Source organism: Mucilaginibacter straminoryzae, assembly GCF_022953055.1.
Classification (GTDB): Bacteria; Bacteroidota; Bacteroidia; order Sphingobacteriales; family Sphingobacteriaceae; genus Mucilaginibacter; species Mucilaginibacter straminoryzae.
Window position 1 is genome coordinate 378,936 of the sequence record NZ_JALJEJ010000001.1, and the last position, 19,494, is coordinate 398,429.

Below are 19,494 nucleotides of genomic sequence, written 5' to 3' on the forward strand. Positions count from 1 at the left end.
ATTGATCATAATTTATTGAACCATGAGAACAATATTTCATAAAAATAAGCTGGTGAAAACCACAATGGCACTAAGCTTATTGCTTACTGTTATCTCGGGCTGTCAAAAAAACCTGCTGGACAAACAACCTTTGTCTTCTATATCAGATGCCACCTTCTGGAAAACGTCTAACGATGCTACTTTGGCGCTGAACGGCGTTTATGATTCTGGATCCGGATGGACAGGCTACAACTTCTGGTGTGCTACCTCTATGGTAAACCTCGACCTGATGGCGGGCGACGGTTCTGAAAAGGAATCCATCCCCGATCATTTTACCGATGGTACCCTGAGCTCTTCCTACAGTTTTGTCGGTGCCTATTATTCGCAGGCATATACACAAATTACCCGGTGTAATAACTTTCTTGACCATATCGGGCAGGTAAGTATGGATGCCACACAAAAAAACGTAATGATAGGCGAGGTGCGTACCATCCGGGCCTATAACTACTTTAACCTGGCCCTGTATTTCGGTGGTGTGCCACTGGTGCAGCATGTGCTGACTACCGATCAGGCAAATAGCGTAACCCGTGCTTCACAGGCTGATGTTTGGGCATTTTGCGAAAGCGAACTGAAGGCTGCCGCAGCAGTATTGCCAAATTACGTTCCGGATGCGCAGCAAGGCCATATGACCGCCGCTGCTGCCCTGGCGATATTAGGCCGTTTGCAGATGGCTGAAAAGAAATGGGCTGATGCTGCGACAAGCTATAAGGCTATTATGGACATGAATTATTACATCATTGATCCGCGCTACCGGGAATTGTTCCTGAAAGCCGGTGAACTGAGCCACGAAGTAATTCTGTCTATGCAATATATTAAAGATACCTATAGCCACGTTCTACTGCAGTACCTTACACCAGAAACCTGGGGCGGCTGGCACCAGTACTCGCCGTTTAACGAACTGGTGAAGGATTATGAATGTACCGACGGAAAAACCATCGACCAATCGCCGTTATATGATAAGAATAATCCCTACAATAACCGCGATCCGCGCCTGGATTTCAATATCATGATCCCTGGCCGTACCACCTTCAGGGGGATCCAATATTCGGCCACACCTGGTACGAACAAGCCAGACCGCCTGGATGAGTATCCTGGTGTATGGAGCGGCTATTCAATTTACAAGTTTTTAGAGGATGATCCTTCAGTGGCGAACGACTTCAACTCTGGTAACAATTTCCCGCTGATCCGCTATGCAGAGGTATTGCTGGGTTATTTAGAGGCAAAAGTAGAGTCAGGCGCGCCAATTGATCAGTCGTTGTTAGATGCTACCGTTAACAAAGTGCGCGGACGCGCGGCTGTACACATGCCGGCTGTTACCACAACAGATCCGAACGCGTTAAGAACGATTATCCGCCGCGAGCGTCATATCGAGTTTGCTTTCGAAGGGCTGCGTTACTATGATTGCCTGCGCTGGGGAATTATCGGTAGCGAAAACAACCGCCAGTTCACCGGTATGAAGCTGACTAATACGCCATCTTCTTATACCGCATTCCCGGTTGATGCCGATGGCTACTACATTTACAAGAAAAGGAACTTTGTTGTCGGGAAAAATGAGCTTTGGCCTATCCCGCAATCAGAGCGCGATCTGAATAAAAATCTCACCCAGAATCCGGGGTATTAATAGTTACGGATTGTTAATTGGTTACACTTCTCCGGGCGGATGGGCGCAAGGTCTTTCTTCCCGGAAAGTGTTATTTTGTTAAATATTTGATATTTTACCTATATGCAAAGGAGAAAAGTTTTAAAGCTCATTACAACTGGTCTGTCAGCCGTAGGCGTATCACGTGTTCGCGGAGCAAATATCATTGGCAATGCCCTGCTCGATGCGCCTGTCGGTCCGTTCAAACCTACCTGGACCTCATTAGCTAACTACCAGGTTCCGGAATGGTTCCGGAATGCGAAGTTTGGCATGTGGGCGCACTGGGGGCCGCAATGCCAGCCAGAATATGGCGACTGGTATGCAAGGGGCATGTATCAGGAAGGAAGCGACCAGTATAAATACCACTGTAAGAAATACGGTCACCCTTCAAAGTTTGGCTTTAAAGATGTGATTCACGAGTGGAAAGCCGAAAACTGGAATCCGGAGGAATTGGTATCCCTTTATAAAAATGCAGGCGCGAAATATTTTATGGCACTGGCCAACCATCATGATAACTTCGACCTGTACAACAGCAAATACCAGCCATGGAACTCCACCAAAATGGGCCCGAAAAAAGACCTGATCGGTGGTTGGGCAAAAGCTGCCAAAAATAACGACCTACCGTTTGGCGTGAGCGTGCATGCCGCGCACGCGTGGAGCTGGTTTGAAACTGCCCAGCGTTCAGATAAAAATGGGCCTTTAGCGGGGGTGCCTTACGACGGTAAACTAACTAAGGCGGAGGGTGCCGGGAAATGGTGGAATGGCTACGATCCGCAAGACCTTTACGCCCAAAACCACCCCTTAAGCGAAAATAGTCTTGATAATGGCATGATCCACCGTCAATGGGCATGGGGTAATGGCGTTACGCCGCCGAGTAAGGCCTATTGCGAAAAATTCTATAACCGTACCATAGAACTGATTGACCGTTATAACCCGGAGCTGATTTACTTTGACGATACTGTTTTGCCGCTTTGGCCCGTTAGTGATGCAGGGCTTCGTATTGCGTCTCATTTATACAACAAAAGCATTAAAGAACATGGGCATTTAAGGGCGGTTATTTACGGTAAGATACTGGACGAACAGCAAAGAAAATGCATGGTTTGGGATATAGAACGCGGGCAAAGTAATGAGATTGAACCGCTGCCATGGCAAACAGATACCTGCATAGGCGGCTGGCATTATGACCGCCGTATTTACGACAATAACGAGTATAAAAGCGCAAAAACCGTAGTACATACCTTACTGGATGTAGTAAGTAAAAATGGCAACCTATTGCTGAATATCCCTGTACGCGGCGACGGCACCATTGATGAAAAGGAACGCGCCGTAGTGGAAGGTATAACCGCCTGGATGAAGATTAACAGTGAAGCCATTTACGATACCCGCCCGTGGCAAACATTTGGCGAAGGGCCGGCTATTGAATCTGCGGCACCGCTAAGTGCACAGGGCTTTAACGAAGGTAAAGGCAAGCCGTTCACTTCAGAGGATATTAGGTTCACCCAAAAAGGAAAAACGCTGTATGCGGCTATGCTTGGCTGGCCAACTAACGGTATGGCAACAATTAAGAAGCTTGCTGCAAGCGCTTCGGCAGGTAAAATAGCTTCTGTAACGCTGTTAGGGCACCATCAGCAATTAACCTTTCAACAGGGGAATGAAGGGCTGCAAATAACCCTGCCGCAGGAAGCGCCGTGCCAAAATGCTTTTGTATTTAAAATACAAGGGGCAGTAAAATCCTGATCGGCCAAGTAAAATACCAGCATATTTGATATATTAAATGAAAAAGACAACACTCCCCATTATTCTGCTAACTACCCTGTTCTTTTTATGGGGATTTGCGCACAACCTGGACCCGATCCTGATTCCGCACCTGAAGCGTTCATTTACCTTAAGCACCGTGCAGGCTACCCTGGTAGATTCGGCAGTATTCATCGCCTACTTCATTATGGCGCTGCCTGCCGGTTTCCTGATCCGGAAATATGGCTACAAAGGCGGCATCATTACCGGGCTGATCATATTTGCAGCGGGTTGTTTCCTGTTTATCCCGGCGGCCAATACCCAGCAGTACATGTTTTTCCTGGTGGCCTTGTTCATTATTGCTTGCGGCCTTACCACGTTGGAAACGGCTGCTAACCCTTACATGACGGTTATTGGCGACCCGGAGACAGCCTCTACAAGGTTAAATTTTGCGCAATCTTTTAACGGACTGGCGACAACGCTGGCGCCTATCATCGGTGCAAAGGTCATCCTGACGAAGACCTATTCTGATAATGTACTCAACGCCATGACGCCTGTTGCCCGTAAAGCGGCATTGGCTGCAGAGGCTTCTTCGGTAAAGATGCCTTATTTTATTCTCGGGGTGATACTGGTTGTTATTGCTATCTGTTTTTATTTTTCAAAGTTGCCCGTGATTACCCACAAGGCAGATAACGATGAAAAACGAAGTGCACATATCTTCCAAGTATTGCGGTATAAACATGTTTCATGGGGAGTAGCGGCACAGTTTTTCTACGTTGGGGCGCAGGTTTGTGTGTTCAGTTTGTTTATTTTATATGCCACCACCTCGGCTAAGATCTCAGAGGTACAGGCTGCTTATTACCTTAGCGCGGGTGGCTTCGCTTTCCTTACCGGCCGTTTTATTGGTACAGCGTTAATGAAGTTCATTGCGGCAGAAAAGCTGTTATGCCTCTATGCTGCCATTAACGTGATACTTTGTGCCGGTGCAATATGGTGCCATGGCCTGGTGACGGTTTACATTGTGATTGCGATCTGCTTCTTCATGTCGATCATGTTTCCTACCATTTTTGCGCTGGGTATCCGCGACCTGGGCGCTGATACTGAATTTGGCAGTAGCCTCATCATCATGTCTATTGTTGGCGGTGCCATCATCCCGCGATTTTTCGGTTACCTGAGCGACCAGACCGGAAATGTTCAGAACGGCTATTTTATACCGCTGGCCTGCTTTGTAGTAGTGATGCTTTTCGGATTAACAGGCCATAAGGTGATCAGGAAAGCGGGAATTAAAGAACTGCCGGTTTCTAACGTGTATTAAGCTTTGAAGGCACGTCGGCTGTTAGTGGAATGTGGCTTCAGAAATGATCTACCCGAACAATATTTCGTAAACGGGAAGAAGTAATTAAGCCCAAAGATTTATAACGATTAATTATATGAAAAAATATTGTTTGGCACTTGACCTGGTGGATGATCCGGTATTGATTGCCGAATATGAAAATTGGCACAAAGCCGGCAACGGTTGGGCTGAGATTAATGCCAGCATTAAAGACGCCGGTGTGCTTCAGATGGAGATTTACCGTACCGGCAATCGTCTTTTTATGATTATGGAGACGGAAGACTGGTTTGATTTTGATAAGAAAGCAGAACAGGATTATAACAACCCCAAAGTGCAGGAATGGGAGCAGCTGATGTGGAAATTTCAGCAACCGCTCCCATGGGCAGGTGAAGGTGAAAAGTGGGTTCTGATGGATCAGATTTTCGTTTTGAACCCAAGTGTCATCCAACCCTAAAACCTTTAATAAAGTTGGTAGGTGGTGTTTTTCTTAGCCACGAAAGAAATAAGGTAGCCGTTTTTAGAAGCGACATACTTGGCGGTTACCCCTTTTACCTTAACCGGCGTTAGCGTACGGATGTGTACCATGCCACCTTTTTCTGCGTAAATACTGCTTGTTTTTAACTTTCCGTTCTGCCAGTTCATAGAAACTGTAAATGCACCTCTTGCCTTTAAGCCGGATACATTTCCGCTTGCCCATGCTTTAGGCAATGCGGGCAACAATTGTAGTTCGCCCAGGTGGCTTTGCAGCAGCATTTCCGTCATGCCGGATACAGCGCCGAAGTTGCCATCGATCTGGAATGGCGGGTGCGCATCGAACAAGTTGGGGTAGAGGCCACCACCTTTAGAAACGCTCAGGTCGCGCATTAAATCGCGCAGCAGCTTATAGGCATGGTCGCCATCCAGTAACCTTGCCCAGAAATTGATCTTCCAGGCTAAACTCCAGCCGGTACCTGCGTCGCCGCGTAGTTCAAGCGTTTTGCGGGCAGCATCGGCGTATGCCGGATTAGTAAGCGGAGATATTTCCCTGCCCGGGTGTAAGCCGAATAACTGGCTCACGTGGCGATGATGCGGATCAACATCTTCCCAGTCTTTGTACCATTCCTGCAGGTTGCCTTTATGGCCTATATGTAGCGGATAAAGCTTAGCCAACTTCGCTTTAAGCATGTTACGGAAAGCAACATCGGTATTCAATGCTTCGGAAGCTTCGATACAGTTACGGAAATGATCACGGATGATAGACATATCCATGGTCGTAGCAATGGAGGTATTGCCTGGTTTGCCATGGTCGTCAATAAACTCGTTTTCTGGTGAAAAAGACGGTGATGTGATCAGGTAGCCGTTCTTATCCTCGATCAGGAAATCTACCAGGAACTCGGCAGCACCTTTCATAATGGGGTAAGACTGTTTCAGGAATGCTTCATCCTTAGTAAATAAATAATGTTCGAACAGGTGCCTGCACAACCATGGCGCGCCCATATACCAGTTTGCCCACTTAGGTTCGCCTTTACCCAAATCGCCAACCGGGTTGGATATTGCCCAGATGTCTGTGTTATGATGGGCTACCCAGCCGTGCATGTGATAAAAGTCTTCTGCGGTTGCTTTGCCCGTTACCGATAGTTCTTTAATAAAGGCAAAAAGCGGGTATTCCAGTTCCTGCAGGTTGGTTGTCGCCGCAGGCCAGTAGTTCATTTGCGTATTGATATTAATAGTGAAGTTTGAACTCCATGGTGCCCTTAATTTATTATTCCAGATGCCCTGTAAATTAGCAGGCGGCCCACCCGGACGGGACGAGCTGATAAGCAGGTAGCGGCCATATTGGTAAAACAACGTTTCCAGCTCGGGGTCTTTAGCACCATTGCTAAAAGCAAGCAGCCTTTGGTCGGTAGGCAGTTCCGGCTCGGTTCCGGTAGTTTTACCCAGATCAATATTAACCCGGTTGAATAGCTGGGTATAATCTTTCAGGTGGTCTGCGTAAAGCTGCTGCCAGCTTTTTTGCATCACGGTGTTCATTTCAGTATTGCAAATGGCAACCTCGTCACGGCCATCGCTATCGGGGCATTTATCATAGCCGTTAAAGCTGGTCGCCGCGCAGATAAATAACGTTACCTCGTCGGCATTTTTTACAGTCAACCCATCTTTGTTGGCACTTACCGTGCCATTTTTAGCCACTGCTTTAACCCGTAAAGCGGCACGCATACCTTTGCAATTGCTACTGTCGGCATATTTTACGGGTTCTTTATTGTAATCGACATAGTTAGGATCTACCTGCGATGGGGCTTTAGCCTTCAACAATAGGCCATTTTGGCTCGCTGCTTCAACTACATATTTTACCTGGCTGTTTAAGCTGGCACTGAAGCTTATTTTCCCGGGACGGTCTGCCGTTAAATGAACAACAATGGCTTTGCCGGGGAATGTGGCAATGATCTCCCTCTTATAATTTACGCCCGCCGCCTGGAATGTAACGGTTGCAATACTTTTAGCTACAGAAAGGGTACGCTTGTAGTTGGTATAATAAGAAGAGCCAACCTCCTGCGATAGATGAAGATCTGCCAGGGGAAGATAGGATTGTGTATATACACCCTGCATCTTTTTCACCGCTTCGGTAGCGCCGTCATAATCTTCTTTTGATAATGCTTTACGAGTTTCTGCCAATGCATTCGCTGCATTGGGGTTAATGCCGCGTGTTACCGGTCCGCCGCTCCAGAACGTTGATTCATTAAGTTGCAGTAATTCTTTGTCGGGGTTACCGTAGATCATCGCACCTACCCGGCCATTGCCTACCGGCAGGGCTTCTGTCCATACCGAAGCCGGTTTGTTATACCATAGTGTCAGCTTGTCCTGCGCATTTGCTGTACGTACACTGCTTAGCGTTAAGCTGGCGCAAAGCAATAATAGCAAAGGAGCAACAGGGGCAAAAAGCTGCTCCTTCCTTTTTTTTGTATAAAATTTTAGCATGAAAGTTTTATTGGTATTCTGTAAATATCTCAAAAGTATTGACTGTGTTAAAGGTAAGTTTGATAATATCCGACCTTTTTTTTCACAGAACCGACACAAAAAAGCCTCGGCCTGCTTGCATAGCAGTTGCCGAAGCTCAAGTAATTTAATCTGGATTGTTCATGTGTATCTTATTCGACTACGCAGACAAATCCTCCGCGGGGCAAACAGCTGACCTGTACTTTCTGGCCTTTACTTAATGATTTTGTTTCCGCCTTGAAAGATTTATCGTTTTCGCCGTCTTGAATGATGCTGATTCTAGCTGTTTTTTGTGTGATGAAGTCGAGGTTAAATTCCAGTGTTTTCGCCGTATCCTGTCCGTTCAAACCGCCGATATACCACTTGCTGCCTTTTCGTCTGGCAATCACTACATGGTCACCGGGATAGCCGTTTAAAAGTTTGGTTTCATCCCAGGCAACAGGCACTGTTTTAAGAAAGTTCAGCGGTGCTTCCGGCAGTGCGTAATACGCTTCAGGCCTGTCGGCGAAGTGCTGCAAACCTGATTCAAATACAACGGAGAGTGCCAATTCGTGCCCGTAAGAAGTGATGTGCGGGTGCTGGCTGTTAGAGAAAGTTACCGGGGTATAATCCATGGAGCCAACTACATTACGGGTAAACGGCAATGTGGTGTTATGCGCAGCGGCCTTATTGGTCATCACATCTTTATTGTTATACCATTCGGCACCATAAACAGCTTCCACCGTCATTAGATTGGGGTATGTGCGCGACCAGCCGCGTGGAATGGTGGCACCATGGAAATCGACCATCAAATGATGGTCAGCAGCGTCTTTCAAAATGTCGAGGTAGAGCTTCATCATGTCCTGCTGATCGCCGGCAAAGAAATCTACCTTCACCCCGTAAACGCCTATTTTGTTGAGCCAATCAAACTCTTTAACCCGTTTCTCCCGCTCACGGATCCTGTCGTATGGGGTAGCATCTGCCCATCCGGTTGTGCCGGAGTTATACCACATCAGCGGCTTAATTCCTTTAGATTTTGCATACTTAACGGCATCTTCCAGGTTACCGCCGTTAGTCATGGCATCCCATTCCCAATCAATCAGCACATAGGGCCAGCCCATGTTTTTCGCCAGGTCTACGTATTCAACTACTTTCTTGTAATCCTTAGATCCGTGATTGTTTGCCCAATAGATCCAGGATACGGCACCAGGCTTAATCCAGTCGGTGTTTTTAATTTTTCCGGGTTCACTCACATCAGTAATGAGGGTGGACTGTACTATGGTGGCCAGCGAGCCGATGATTATGGTATGCCATTGCGATGTCCATGGAAGCGGCGCAACGTCACCCTGTTGCTGAAAATCCTTTCTCGGTTCGGGGTAGGTAACTTTATAGCTATTCAGGTCGTTGTTGTTGGTAAGCCTTGCAGCGCAGTTCACTTCGCTATTTGCAGCTTCAGAGATCAGGTACCAAACGGGTAACTCATTTGCTTTAAAAAGCGCAGGGTAGGCCCATTGCTGTCCTTTTGTGCCCTTTCCGGTAGTGTTGTACGGGTAGAAGTCTTCATAAGAGGGATCATATGCCTGCATCCACCGGCCTGTTTTTGCGGGGATGTTGTAGGTGGTGTACTCATCCTTCACATTAACCGGTTGGGCAGACCATTTCGGTAGCTGGTACCTGAAAGCGATGCCATCATTATAAACACGGAAGATTACATTAATTTGCTTGCCGACTGCGTTAAGGAAAGCGAACGTACTTTCGTTTGCGGCATTTGAGCAGGCTTTACGTTTGCCGGTGAGCATTTCATAACGGGTAGTTACACCTCTGATTGCCCCGCCGGTTTTCAGCTTCATGTTGCTGAATTGTTCATCAGCGGTGGAAAGCCCCAGTTTGCTCCCACTCATCAACGGTTTAAACTTTCCCTGCGTTTTGTAGTAAACAGCAAAACGGGCAGACGCGGCAGAATCATTTCCAGCCTGGTAATGATTCTCTAAAACCAGTTTGATGTTCCCGTTCGGCGAGGTAACCGAATACGTTTGCTTTGTTTGTGAATAGGCAGGCGTGTAGCCTAACGAGCTGATGGCACAAAAAGTAAGGAGCTGAATACGTTTAATCAATGGATGCATAGGGTGTATATCCTTTTTTCAAAAGTTTTATAGTTAGTTTATTTGTTTCCAGGTAAAAACAGTGCCGTCTTTTCTGCCGGGTAGCGTGCCAAACCAGTCTGCCGAATACAGTTCGCCGGTATGCGGGTCGAGACCAACGTAGCGGTTTGTTTTTAAAGATAGTAACATGCACTGGCCGCGCAGCATATCCTGCCATAAAAGCAGGCTGGCAGCGGATTCTTCTTTGATTAACCGTACGTCTGCAGATAATCCCTGCCCGGTGATAGTTACAAAGCCCGTTCCGTTAACTGCCTGCAATACCACCTTGCCATTTCCGCGGTCGAGCACTTTAAAGGCGTAAGCAGAATCGGTCTGTTTTGATGATCCGGTAATTTGCCCCGGGCAAAGCATACCATGAGGGTTGGCCCACACCATCCGCCTGTCGGCCAGGTTAGTGAGCATGATAGTTTTACCCAACGGGATGTTATTTGAACGGTTCGCCAGCGGTTCTTTTAAAACAAAGTTGCTAAAGCTGGCGTAACCGCCTTCATGGACTTTGGTGTTGTAGGCAAATAAGGCATACCTGGTTCCCTGGAAGGTTTTTAACTGGTAAGGCAAACGGATACTGTCGCCGATATTTTTAAACCTATTTCCGTCTGTACTATAGCTCAACTGGGCAATATCCGTATCGAAATTGCCAAAGGCACGGAGATAAATGTGCGGCGAGTTAAGCGACTTATCAATAGTCTGCTGCCGATGCTGATCGAACATTCTCAGTACATAACGGTCGCCCCGCCGTAAAATACCTACCCATGCAAAAGGTATATTCATAAGGCCTAGCCCCGCAATATCCCCATCTTTCAGGTTTTTGCCGTTCAATTCAACGGTTGCTTCAGATTCCGGTCCTACACCTCTTTGCGTAAGGGTATTCCTTGCCCACAAAAAATCTTTTGCGGGCAAGGTGTGTAATTTAAGCGAGCCATCTTTCAACTGCCATTTAGTATTAACGGGATTGTGGTTCCACTGCCATGCCGATGCCAGTTTACTCGCTTTAAAATTATCATTGCGCTGGTATGGCGCATGCGGTTTTTCTTGGTTCGCTACCCTGGGTTTAAGCCATGTACGTGGCGAACGCCCCAGGTTTCCTTCCACGCCATAAAACGGCCAGCCATCTTTCCAGGTAACGGGTGACAGAAAAGTAGTGCGTCCGACAGAACGGAAATCCATCATTGAAAAACCCCACCAGTCGCCGTTAGGCAAATCCACAATACCGCCCTGGTGCATCGGCACCGATTTGAATAATTGATCGTTCTGTTTATAAATAGTCAGGCTATCCGTAGCGGCCGGAAGCGGTGTATCTAACCAGATATCTTTTGCCAGCCATCCAAGCGATGTCCCCATCGTTTCCTTAGCGCTGACTACCGTAGTTTCGTAAGGGCCGTAAATATTGGTAGCCCTGGCACACTGCAGGCGGCCATTATCTGCATTGGTGATATAGTATTTACCGTTGATCTTATAAAGATGGTTTCCCTCGCCCATAGCATTGCCTTCGGGGATAATCACCCTTTCGCTATTGGGAACAAAGCCGCTTAAATCTGTTTTAAGTTCGATCATTTTGATCTCGCCTACGCCATAGGCAATATAAATGCGTTGATTTTCGAACAATACAGAAAGGTCATAAATGTGACGGCCAAGATTGTGCTGTTTCCACGGCCCGGCTGGGTTAGTTGCAGTGAAAACCTGCAGCCCATGTTTATTGATATTGGAGAAGATGTAGAAAACGCCGTTGTGGAAGCGGATACAAGGCGCCCATATGCCCTGCCCATAGGCTTCTTTACCGTTAGTCAGGTCAAATTCATCACCGAGGTTAAACCTGTCAAGCGCGTAGCCAACCAATTGCCAGTTCACCAGGTCTTTGGAATGCAATACAGGTAAGCCGGGTACGCTGTGCATGGTTGTGCCCGTCAGATAAAAATCATTCCCCACACGGATCATATCCGGGTCTGAAAATTCATCATAAAAAAGCGGGTTGGTATAAGTGCCGTTGCCGTTATCTGCCGTCCAGGACTGCGCATGTAAAGCGCTTAACCCTGTAATAACACATAGAAAAAAGGTGAGCAGTTGTTTCATCAGGGATTTACTTTTTGGCCAAAACTATTTTGCGTATGTATAGTGCAGATAATCTACATCCACATAACCGTTATCTGCTTTGGCGTTATAATTATAGATGGCTAACCTGTCTCCCCGGTATGATCCCCATTGCAACTGGTAAACCTCGCCGATGGGTTCAAATACTTTACCGTCTGTACTGTAGCTATAGGTGCTCTGGCCGTTTAATCCCCATACAGAACGTAGCCATAACAGCTTGCCGTTAATCTGCGGACCGGGTATTACCTGATCTTTAGTAGTAAATTCCAGCCTTTTTAGTTTACCTATGCATACGATCCCAACAGCCGAATAATTTGGGTTGCCGAAGTGCGCAAAGCCTGCCTTCTGCCCGTCGGTCATCCCGCTGATATCAAATTTAACGGTAACCTCGTTTCTTTCGGTACGGTACGTACGCTGGGTTAAGGTATTGCCGGCATAAAGCAGGTTGTCTTTAAGCGGGTTAAACGCGTGGAGCCTTAGCCAGCCCTTTCTTTCGGTTAGCGACCATTTATCTTTTCTTGGCTGATAGTTCCACTCCCACTGGGGTTGAAGGGTGGCGGATGAAAAATCGTCACTGCTTTGCGGAATCACTTTCTGTTGATTGGCTACCGGTTTAGGTGCAGACCACACCATTTCGCCAATACCTGCAGCGTTGGGCTTACCAATTATGGGCCAGCCTTCCAGCCAGGTCACCGGCAGCAGGCTTAATATCCGGCCAGACCAATCGCCGGATCCGTGATGGGTAAGGAAATACCAGTTACCAGAAGGGGTTTTTACCAGCCCGCCCTGGTTGGGTTCATTGTATTGCGGTTGCCCTTCGCTCAACTGCCGCGGGCCTTCATATGGCCCCCAAATATTCTTCGCACGTTCCATCATCAGCACGCGCACATTGTTGCGTACCTCGCTGAAGAGGTGGTAATAGTAGCGGTTTATTTGGTATAACTTGTTAGCTTCGCTTCCGTTTGACTGATAGATCACCTTATCAGATGCTTTGATAAGAGATTGGCCATCGGCCGTCATTTTAAACAGATGTATTTTGTAATTGTCGGCAAAGTTGGTCCCAACTAAATAGCCCTGGCCGTTTTCATCCCAGAACGGGCAGCAGTCGTCCCAGCCTTTTTCTGCCAATACCCGTTTTAGCGGCGACCATGGCCCTTCGGGTTTTTCTGCAGTGCTCATGAGATACCCTTCATCCGGATCACAAAAATAAACCCAGAAGCGGTGATCGTGATAGCGGATGGCCCCAGCCCAGATCCCTTTTCCGTACCGGTCCATTTGAGTATAGTTCATGGCGGGGGAGATCACTGAAATATCATTCACCACGTGCCCCAGTATTTTCCAGTTCACCAGGTCTTTCGAGTGCAGGACAACAAAGCCGGGAGAATACTGGAAGGTGGACGAAACGGCATAATAATCTGTTCCAACCCTGATGCAATCTACATCGCTATAATCCCCTGGCAAAACTGGGTTGTGATAAGTGCCATTGCCCTGGTCGCCCCAGGTTAGCCAGTTACCCCAGGTAACCGGCGTTTGCTGCGGTTGACTATAGACATTCACTACTGCGAGTAAAAAGACAGACAAACTCCAGATGGCCTTTTTAAGGTGCATTGTAAAGAACTTAATTGATTTTGAAATGGTTAAATTGGTTTAGTAACCGGTTGATAGTTACCGCTAATCTTCAAAATTAGTTTAGTGCAAGCCTATTATATTTTCCTAAATAAGACTTTTTTTTGCATAAAACAGATAAGCGCTTGCCATAAAATCAGCAGTTTTGGGGAACAATCCTCAAACGAAAAACCCCTTAGATGATCTCTAAGGGGCTGCTTTATTGCGAAGGAATAGGTGCTTTTATGTCTGTGATTTTAAAAATCCCGAGCATGCTGCATTTAGATGCTGATCTTAATCACAAGTATCAACACATCAACCGCAAAGGCCGGAAATTCTTTTTATTGTGAAATAAGCGTTGTTACGCTTGATGGTGCAAGGTTAATGTTGAAACTGCCGCCGGACACGCTGAATGAGGTATGGGCAAGGTTAGAGCCGCTGTCGGTTGCATAACGGTCAAAACCTGCAGTAGAAATTCCGCTAAAGCTGAAGGCCTGGTTTGTGGTTGCGCTGTTCCGGTTAACAATAACAATTACCAGTTTAGTGCCGCTTTTGTAAGCCGTGGTATAAACACCGGAAGCCGGATTTGCGGTACAGGAAACTTTGCTGTAACCCGGGCGAACAAAGCGTGCCCATTGTGCCATTACATACCCTAATTTTGTGATGTTACCGCTTTCATCGATTGGGCCGTAGCTGCGGCGAATATACCACCAAACGTAAGCAGCCCAACCAGCGTTCATACAGTCATGTATCTCTTTGGCAGCTGTCATGGCGTTGCCCCAATCATTTCCGCTGATACTCGAATTGGTGTAGTGTTCGGTCATCCAGACAGATTTACCGATGCTGCCGAGATTGTAAGGATTTACGCCATAAATATGCCCGCATACAAAGCTGGTATTAGCTTTTGCAGCGGAGTTGCTCAGAAAAGTGTTAATAAAAGTTTGATCCATATTAAATGGTTCCGGCGCCATAATTGGTGCGCCGCAGTTAGCTCCCTGGGTAGCTACAAAGTTGGTTACTTCACTAACAGAAGCCTGCATCCAGGTAGAGCCGGTGTAGTTGGGTTCATTAAACGGACTGATGGCGTATACTCCCCCTACGGCTGAGTTATAAGAGCTTAAGTAGGAAGCAAAGGCTGCGTAAGATGAGGTATTGAGGTGATTGCCGGTCATCATACTGGAAGGCGCATTCCAGGCGGTGGCCACTACTCTTGCACCATAGCTTTTTGCGGCATCTATGGTAGGCTTTTCGGCGGCAAAGCTGCTACTGCTTGTAGGCACCATTACCCGCAGGACACTCATGCCGATACCACTTGTCGGAGAGAAAGCCTTAGTGCGCTGGTCTGAGGTGAGGTCGGCTTGCCAGGCCAGGATGCTGGCGCCGCCAAAACCCTGGACAGTCTGCTGAACGGTGCTTGCATCAATTGTAGCTGTACCCGTAACGGCATTTACCGTTTTGTTGTTCTTGGATACCTCGGCGCCTGCTGTTTGATCGTTGATGTTTTGCTTTGTACAGGCGGAAAGCGCTAATACCGACGCGCATAGTGTAAAAATCTTCTTTTTCATAAAGGTTAATTTGGTAATTAATTGGTTGGTGTATCCCGAATGGACAATCCAAAAATATCGACGCAATAACCCTTGCAAGTATCAAAAACAGACCAATTACTATCACAAATGTTGATTTTTGAGGATAAAAGGCAATTTTTAGACGTTATCTGAAACTTTACATTATTTTCTTCCTGGTATAATCTGTTGGGGGCTTGCCGTATTGGTCTTTGAAGCTTTTTGTGAAATAAGCGGGGGACCTGAAGCCGGTTAGAAAGGCAATTTCAGCTATCGCATATTTTTGAGTTTCCATCAGCTTTAAAGCTTCTTTTAAGCGCACCTGCCTTATCAGCTCTACAACAGATAGCCCCGTTGCTGCTTTTACTTTTCTGAACAAATTGCTTCTGCTTAAATTCAATCCGTTTGAAATACTTTCGACACTCAGGTTTTCGTCGGCTATGTTTTTAAGTATATAATCTGTTACCTCCCTGATCAGCTCTTCTGCAACCGCATCAGCTTGGGTATGTCCCGGATGCAGATAGGCATCCTGGCTGAAATGGGCGCACAATTCTCTTCTGGAATTAATGAGCTGACTGATTTGGGTGCTTAGGACTTCAATATTGAATGGCTTGGTAACATAGGCGTCTGCCCCGAGGGCAATGCCTTCAACCTGGTTTTCGATCGCTGCTTTTGCTGTCAGTAAAATTACCGGGATATAAGCTGTGTTTGCGGAAGCTTTAATTTTTTTGCATAGTTCTATTCCCCCGCACCGCGGCATGATCACGTCGCTGATGATTAAATCAGGGCTGTGCGTTAGTGCTATCTGATAAGCTTCTTCTCCATCTGCTGCCTGCAAAACCCGGTAGGTTGCCGATAATACCGATACAAGGTAGTTTCTTAAGTCGGCGTTATCTTCTGCGATCAATATAGCAGGGGCATTGTTTTTTTGGGGATTTAAGGCTGGTGTTTTTGTGTCTGCCGGCGCTGTTAACGCAGTTTCGACCTGGGTATTTATTAAACTTTTCGTTTCGAAATGGGCATTACCAAGCGGGAGGGTCACTTCAAAGGCAGTCTTCGTCCATTTTTCGCTGGTTACTTTGATAGAGCCGCCATGCAATTCTATAAATTCTTTTACTAAAGCTAATCCGAGCCCGCTGCCTGCGATACTCTTTGTTGAAATTTCAGGGCTTTGAAAAAAACGATCGAATATCTGGGGCAGGTATTCTTGTGCTATTCCGCACCCATTATCGGTTACTGTTATGCTTGCGGTCCCTTCTGTATACAAATGATCTGCAATATTTCGGTCTATGTTTACAATAATGCGCCCGCCGTCTGGCGTAAATTTAAAGGCATTGTTAATGAGGTTAATAACTACCTTCTGCATTTTGCCCTTATCCATCCATACCGGTAAGGCTACAGCCTCTGTGTATAATTCATAGTTTATTTTTCTTCTGAACGCTTCGTCCTGAAATAACAGAAAAACCTCGCGTGTTAGCAAGATCAGGTCGCAGTGTTGAACCTCGATATTCAGTTTATGATGTTCCAGCTTATTAAAATCCATCAGTTCGTTCACCAGGCTATGTAACTGACTGGCGTTTTTATATACCAGGTTTAAACGCTCCCTGAATTGGTTACCCATGTTTTGCTCAGAAAGCATTTGTTCAATGGGAGCAAGGATGAGGCTTAACGGAGTTCTTAGCTCATGCGAGACATTGGTGAAAAACTGGTTTTTAACCTGGCTTAGCTCTTCTACGCGCAGGCGGTGGTCATGTTCGAGGGTAAGTTTTTGTTCGTTTGCTAACTGCGCTGTACGCAGTTTGATGAACAACCAGAGTAACGCTGCAAAAATTGCGAGATAACTTGCATAGGCGATTTTGGTTCTCCACCATGGAGGCAAAACAGTAATATCCATGGTTGCAGGGATTGGGTTCCAGTAACCTTCGTTGTTAGAACCTTTCACCATAAAAATGTATTTGCCTGGATCGAGGTTGGTATAAGTTGCAGAACGCATTTCGCCGGCATCATGCCAGGTGTTGTCAAAACCAACGAGTTTATACTGGTAGTGGTTTTTTTGTGGATAGATATAGTTGAGCGCGGCAAATTCTACCGAAAATGATGTTTGCAGGTGATTTAACGTAAGCTTTTTAGTTTCGCTTATATTTTGGGACGATGAGGGTTGCTGTCTCCGGTTTTTTGCTGGTGAACTAAAAAGATGAAACCCGGTAATATATACCGGTGGCGCGGTTGTATTGGTCTTCATCGATTTTGGCACACAGGTGCAAAAACCATTATTGCCGCCGAAAAATAATTCGCCGTTACGTGTTTTCATACATGCGCCGGGATAGAATTCGTCGATTAATAAGCCGTCTTGTTCGGTGTAATTCCGGATGCTGCGGTTTTGGGTGTTAAAGCTAAAGATCCCTTTATTGGTGCTGATCCAAAGCAGGCCTGGTTTTTCCTCCAGTATCCCGTTAATAATATTATCTGGTAGACCGTTCTGTTTATTGAAAATTGTAAAATTTTTTGTTTTCCTGTCGAATAGGGATAGCTCTTCACTTGTGCCAATCCAAAGCCGATGCTGGCTGTCTTTAAACAGCGTATTTACCGCAATACTATTACGGGTGTTTTCTGATTTAGAACAATACTGAAACCACTCAAACTTCGGTTTAAGCCAGTTATTGGAGTATAGGTGTACTAAACCGTAAGAGGTGCCTACCCAAAGGGAGCCATCGTCATCTTCTAATATCGCGTTGACATAGGAAGTGCGGCCTAAGTGGGAAACTCCGGTAGGATCTATTATCGGCGAAAAGCAATCATTGCCGGTGTCGTAGCGATAAAGCCCGCTTCCGGATGTGCCGACGAGCAGCTCACCAGATTGGGTTTTGAACAAGCACCTTAAGTTATTGCGCCCGCTTTTTGTCTGTCCATCAAAACTGTAGTTTCTTAATTTTCGTCCTGAGCGGTCATAGCGGTCAAGACCGCCAGCCCAGGTACCTATCCATGTGTTTTTTTTGACGTCCGTTAGTATCGCCTGCACCGCCTTATTAGTGAGGGTGCTGTTGTTAATAGGATAAGAAAAAAGATGACTCCTGATATCGAAATAGCAAACCCCACCTCCATCCGTAGCGATCCATAAGTTGCCTTTATCATCCTCTGAAAAGCTTTTGACATTGTTATTGGGCAGGGTATTGGTTTGAAAAGGGATGCGTTCGTAATTTCTGAATTTCTCAAAGTTAGCATCGTAGATATTCAGTCCTTTACCATAATTTCCGATCCAGATCAAGCCATCTCTTGATTGATAAAGCGACCAGATGGAGTTGCTGCTTAACCCCTGTGAGTTGCCATCATTGCTTGAATAATGCTCAAAATGACCGTTTTGGGGATTTTTAAAATTCAGCCCGCCGTTTTCTGTGCCAACCCATAAGCCGCCGCTACGGTCTGTCAGGATGCTCAGTACATCGTCATTGCTAAGGCTGCCCGGCTGTTTCTCATTTTTAAAATGAACGAAGCTATACTGCCCACTTTGCTGGTGAATCTTATTTAAACCACCGCCATAAGTACCCACCCAGATTTCACCGTTTTGATCTGTTTTGAGGCAGGTGACGATATTGTGGCTCAAGGCCGTCGCGTCTTTTTCATTCGCCGCAAAGTGAAAAAAATGCCCTGGTTTTGCTTCCCTGATTAAATCCAGGCCGCTGCGCGTACCCACCCAGATATTTCCAAGGGTATCTTCAGTGATCGCCGTTATAAAATCAGAACAAATGCTACCACCATTCCTGTCATCATGTGTGTAGGCAAGCAGCTTTTTGTTGCGCTGCTGGTATACGTAAAGACCGCTGCCCGAGGTAGCGATCCAAAGGTTTCCGTCGTGATCGCAGAACAAACAGCTGACATATATCGGCTTATCTTTCTTTAGTAAAAAGGGAACAAAAGCATCGGCAGCTCTGTCATACTTGTTTAGGCCGGTAGCGGTACCAATCCATAGGTTACGATATTTATCTTCGAGAACGGCGTTGACAGCGTTGTTGTTAATCGTTTTTGAGTTGTGGGGATTATGTTCGTAAACAACAATATGTGTTCCGTCGTAACGGTTCAACCCGGATTGGGTGCCAAACCACATAAAGCCTTTAAAATCCTGGTAGATGCAGGAGACAGTTTGGTGCGAAAGCCCTTTTTGCAAACGCCGGCAAATAAGTTCATTTTGGTATTGCGCCGCGGTAACTCCTGGAAGCAGTAAAATAATGAATATTAGAAGTAAGATATTCGCTACAGTGTATGAATAACTTTTAAATAATCGCATAAGTCAGTTAGTATATGGTACGACAGCCCGTTTACAACAAGAGCCGGTATTGCTGATGATATATCAAGCAAGACCTGAAAATTGGAGGTATTTAAAAG

General features: G+C 46.3%; 10 protein-coding genes. 4 read left to right on the top strand and 6 right to left on the bottom strand.

Annotated features, from left to right (window positions below; translation table 11 throughout):
• Positions 1-22 precede the first annotated feature (22 nt).
• From MUY27_RS01725 to MUY27_RS01740, 4 genes are all read left to right on the top strand, one after another.
• Positions 23-1,660, top strand: coding sequence for a RagB/SusD family nutrient uptake outer membrane protein (locus tag MUY27_RS01725; RefSeq protein WP_245128239.1), 1,638 nt, complete (start codon positions 23-25; stop codon positions 1,658-1,660).
• A 102-nt stretch (positions 1,661-1,762) separates the two neighbouring features.
• A complete protein-coding gene (locus tag MUY27_RS01730; protein ID WP_245128240.1) occupies positions 1,763-3,415 on the top strand; it encodes an alpha-L-fucosidase in 1,653 nt (550 codons plus the stop codon).
• Positions 3,416-3,452: 37 nt separating this feature from the next.
• Positions 3,453-4,727: an L-fucose:H+ symporter permease gene (gene fucP / locus MUY27_RS01735; protein WP_245128241.1), complete on the top strand. Its 1,275-nt coding sequence runs from the start codon at positions 3,453-3,455 to the stop codon at positions 4,725-4,727.
• A 115-nt stretch (positions 4,728-4,842) separates the two neighbouring features.
• On the top strand, positions 4,843-5,199 hold the full coding sequence (locus MUY27_RS01740; RefSeq protein WP_245128242.1) for an L-rhamnose mutarotase: 357 nt from the start codon (positions 4,843-4,845) through the stop codon (positions 5,197-5,199).
• A gap of 5 nt (positions 5,200-5,204) precedes the next feature.
• Here MUY27_RS01740 and MUY27_RS01745 read toward each other — a convergent pair whose 3' ends face one another.
• From MUY27_RS01745 to MUY27_RS01770, 6 genes are all read right to left on the bottom strand, one after another.
• Complete coding sequence (locus tag MUY27_RS01745) at positions 5,205-7,700, bottom strand: glycoside hydrolase family 95 protein (protein ID WP_245128243.1); 2,496 nt, start codon at positions 7,698-7,700, stop codon at positions 5,205-5,207.
• Positions 7,701-7,870: 170 nt separating this feature from the next.
• Positions 7,871-9,820 carry a glycoside hydrolase family 97 protein gene (locus MUY27_RS01750; protein WP_245128244.1) on the bottom strand — a complete coding sequence of 650 codons (1,950 nt, stop codon included), beginning with the start codon at positions 9,818-9,820 and terminating at the stop codon, positions 7,871-7,873.
• Between the two features lie 33 nt (positions 9,821-9,853).
• Positions 9,854-11,929 carry a glycoside hydrolase family 43 protein gene (locus MUY27_RS01755; protein ID WP_245128245.1) on the bottom strand — a complete coding sequence of 692 codons (2,076 nt, stop codon included), beginning with the start codon at positions 11,927-11,929 and terminating at the stop codon, positions 9,854-9,856.
• A 24-nt stretch (positions 11,930-11,953) separates the two neighbouring features.
• A complete protein-coding gene (locus MUY27_RS01760) occupies positions 11,954-13,555 on the bottom strand; it encodes a glycoside hydrolase family 43 protein (protein WP_245128246.1) in 1,602 nt (533 codons plus the stop codon).
• A gap of 338 nt (positions 13,556-13,893) precedes the next feature.
• Positions 13,894-15,117, bottom strand: a complete 1,224-nt coding sequence (locus MUY27_RS01765) for a hypothetical protein (protein WP_245128247.1) — start codon at positions 15,115-15,117, stop codon at positions 13,894-13,896.
• A gap of 157 nt (positions 15,118-15,274) precedes the next feature.
• Positions 15,275-19,396 (bottom strand): hybrid sensor histidine kinase/response regulator transcription factor, encoded by a 4,122-nt coding sequence (locus MUY27_RS01770; RefSeq protein ID WP_245128248.1) that lies wholly within the window; start codon positions 19,394-19,396, stop codon positions 15,275-15,277.
• Positions 19,397-19,494 lie beyond the last annotated feature (98 nt).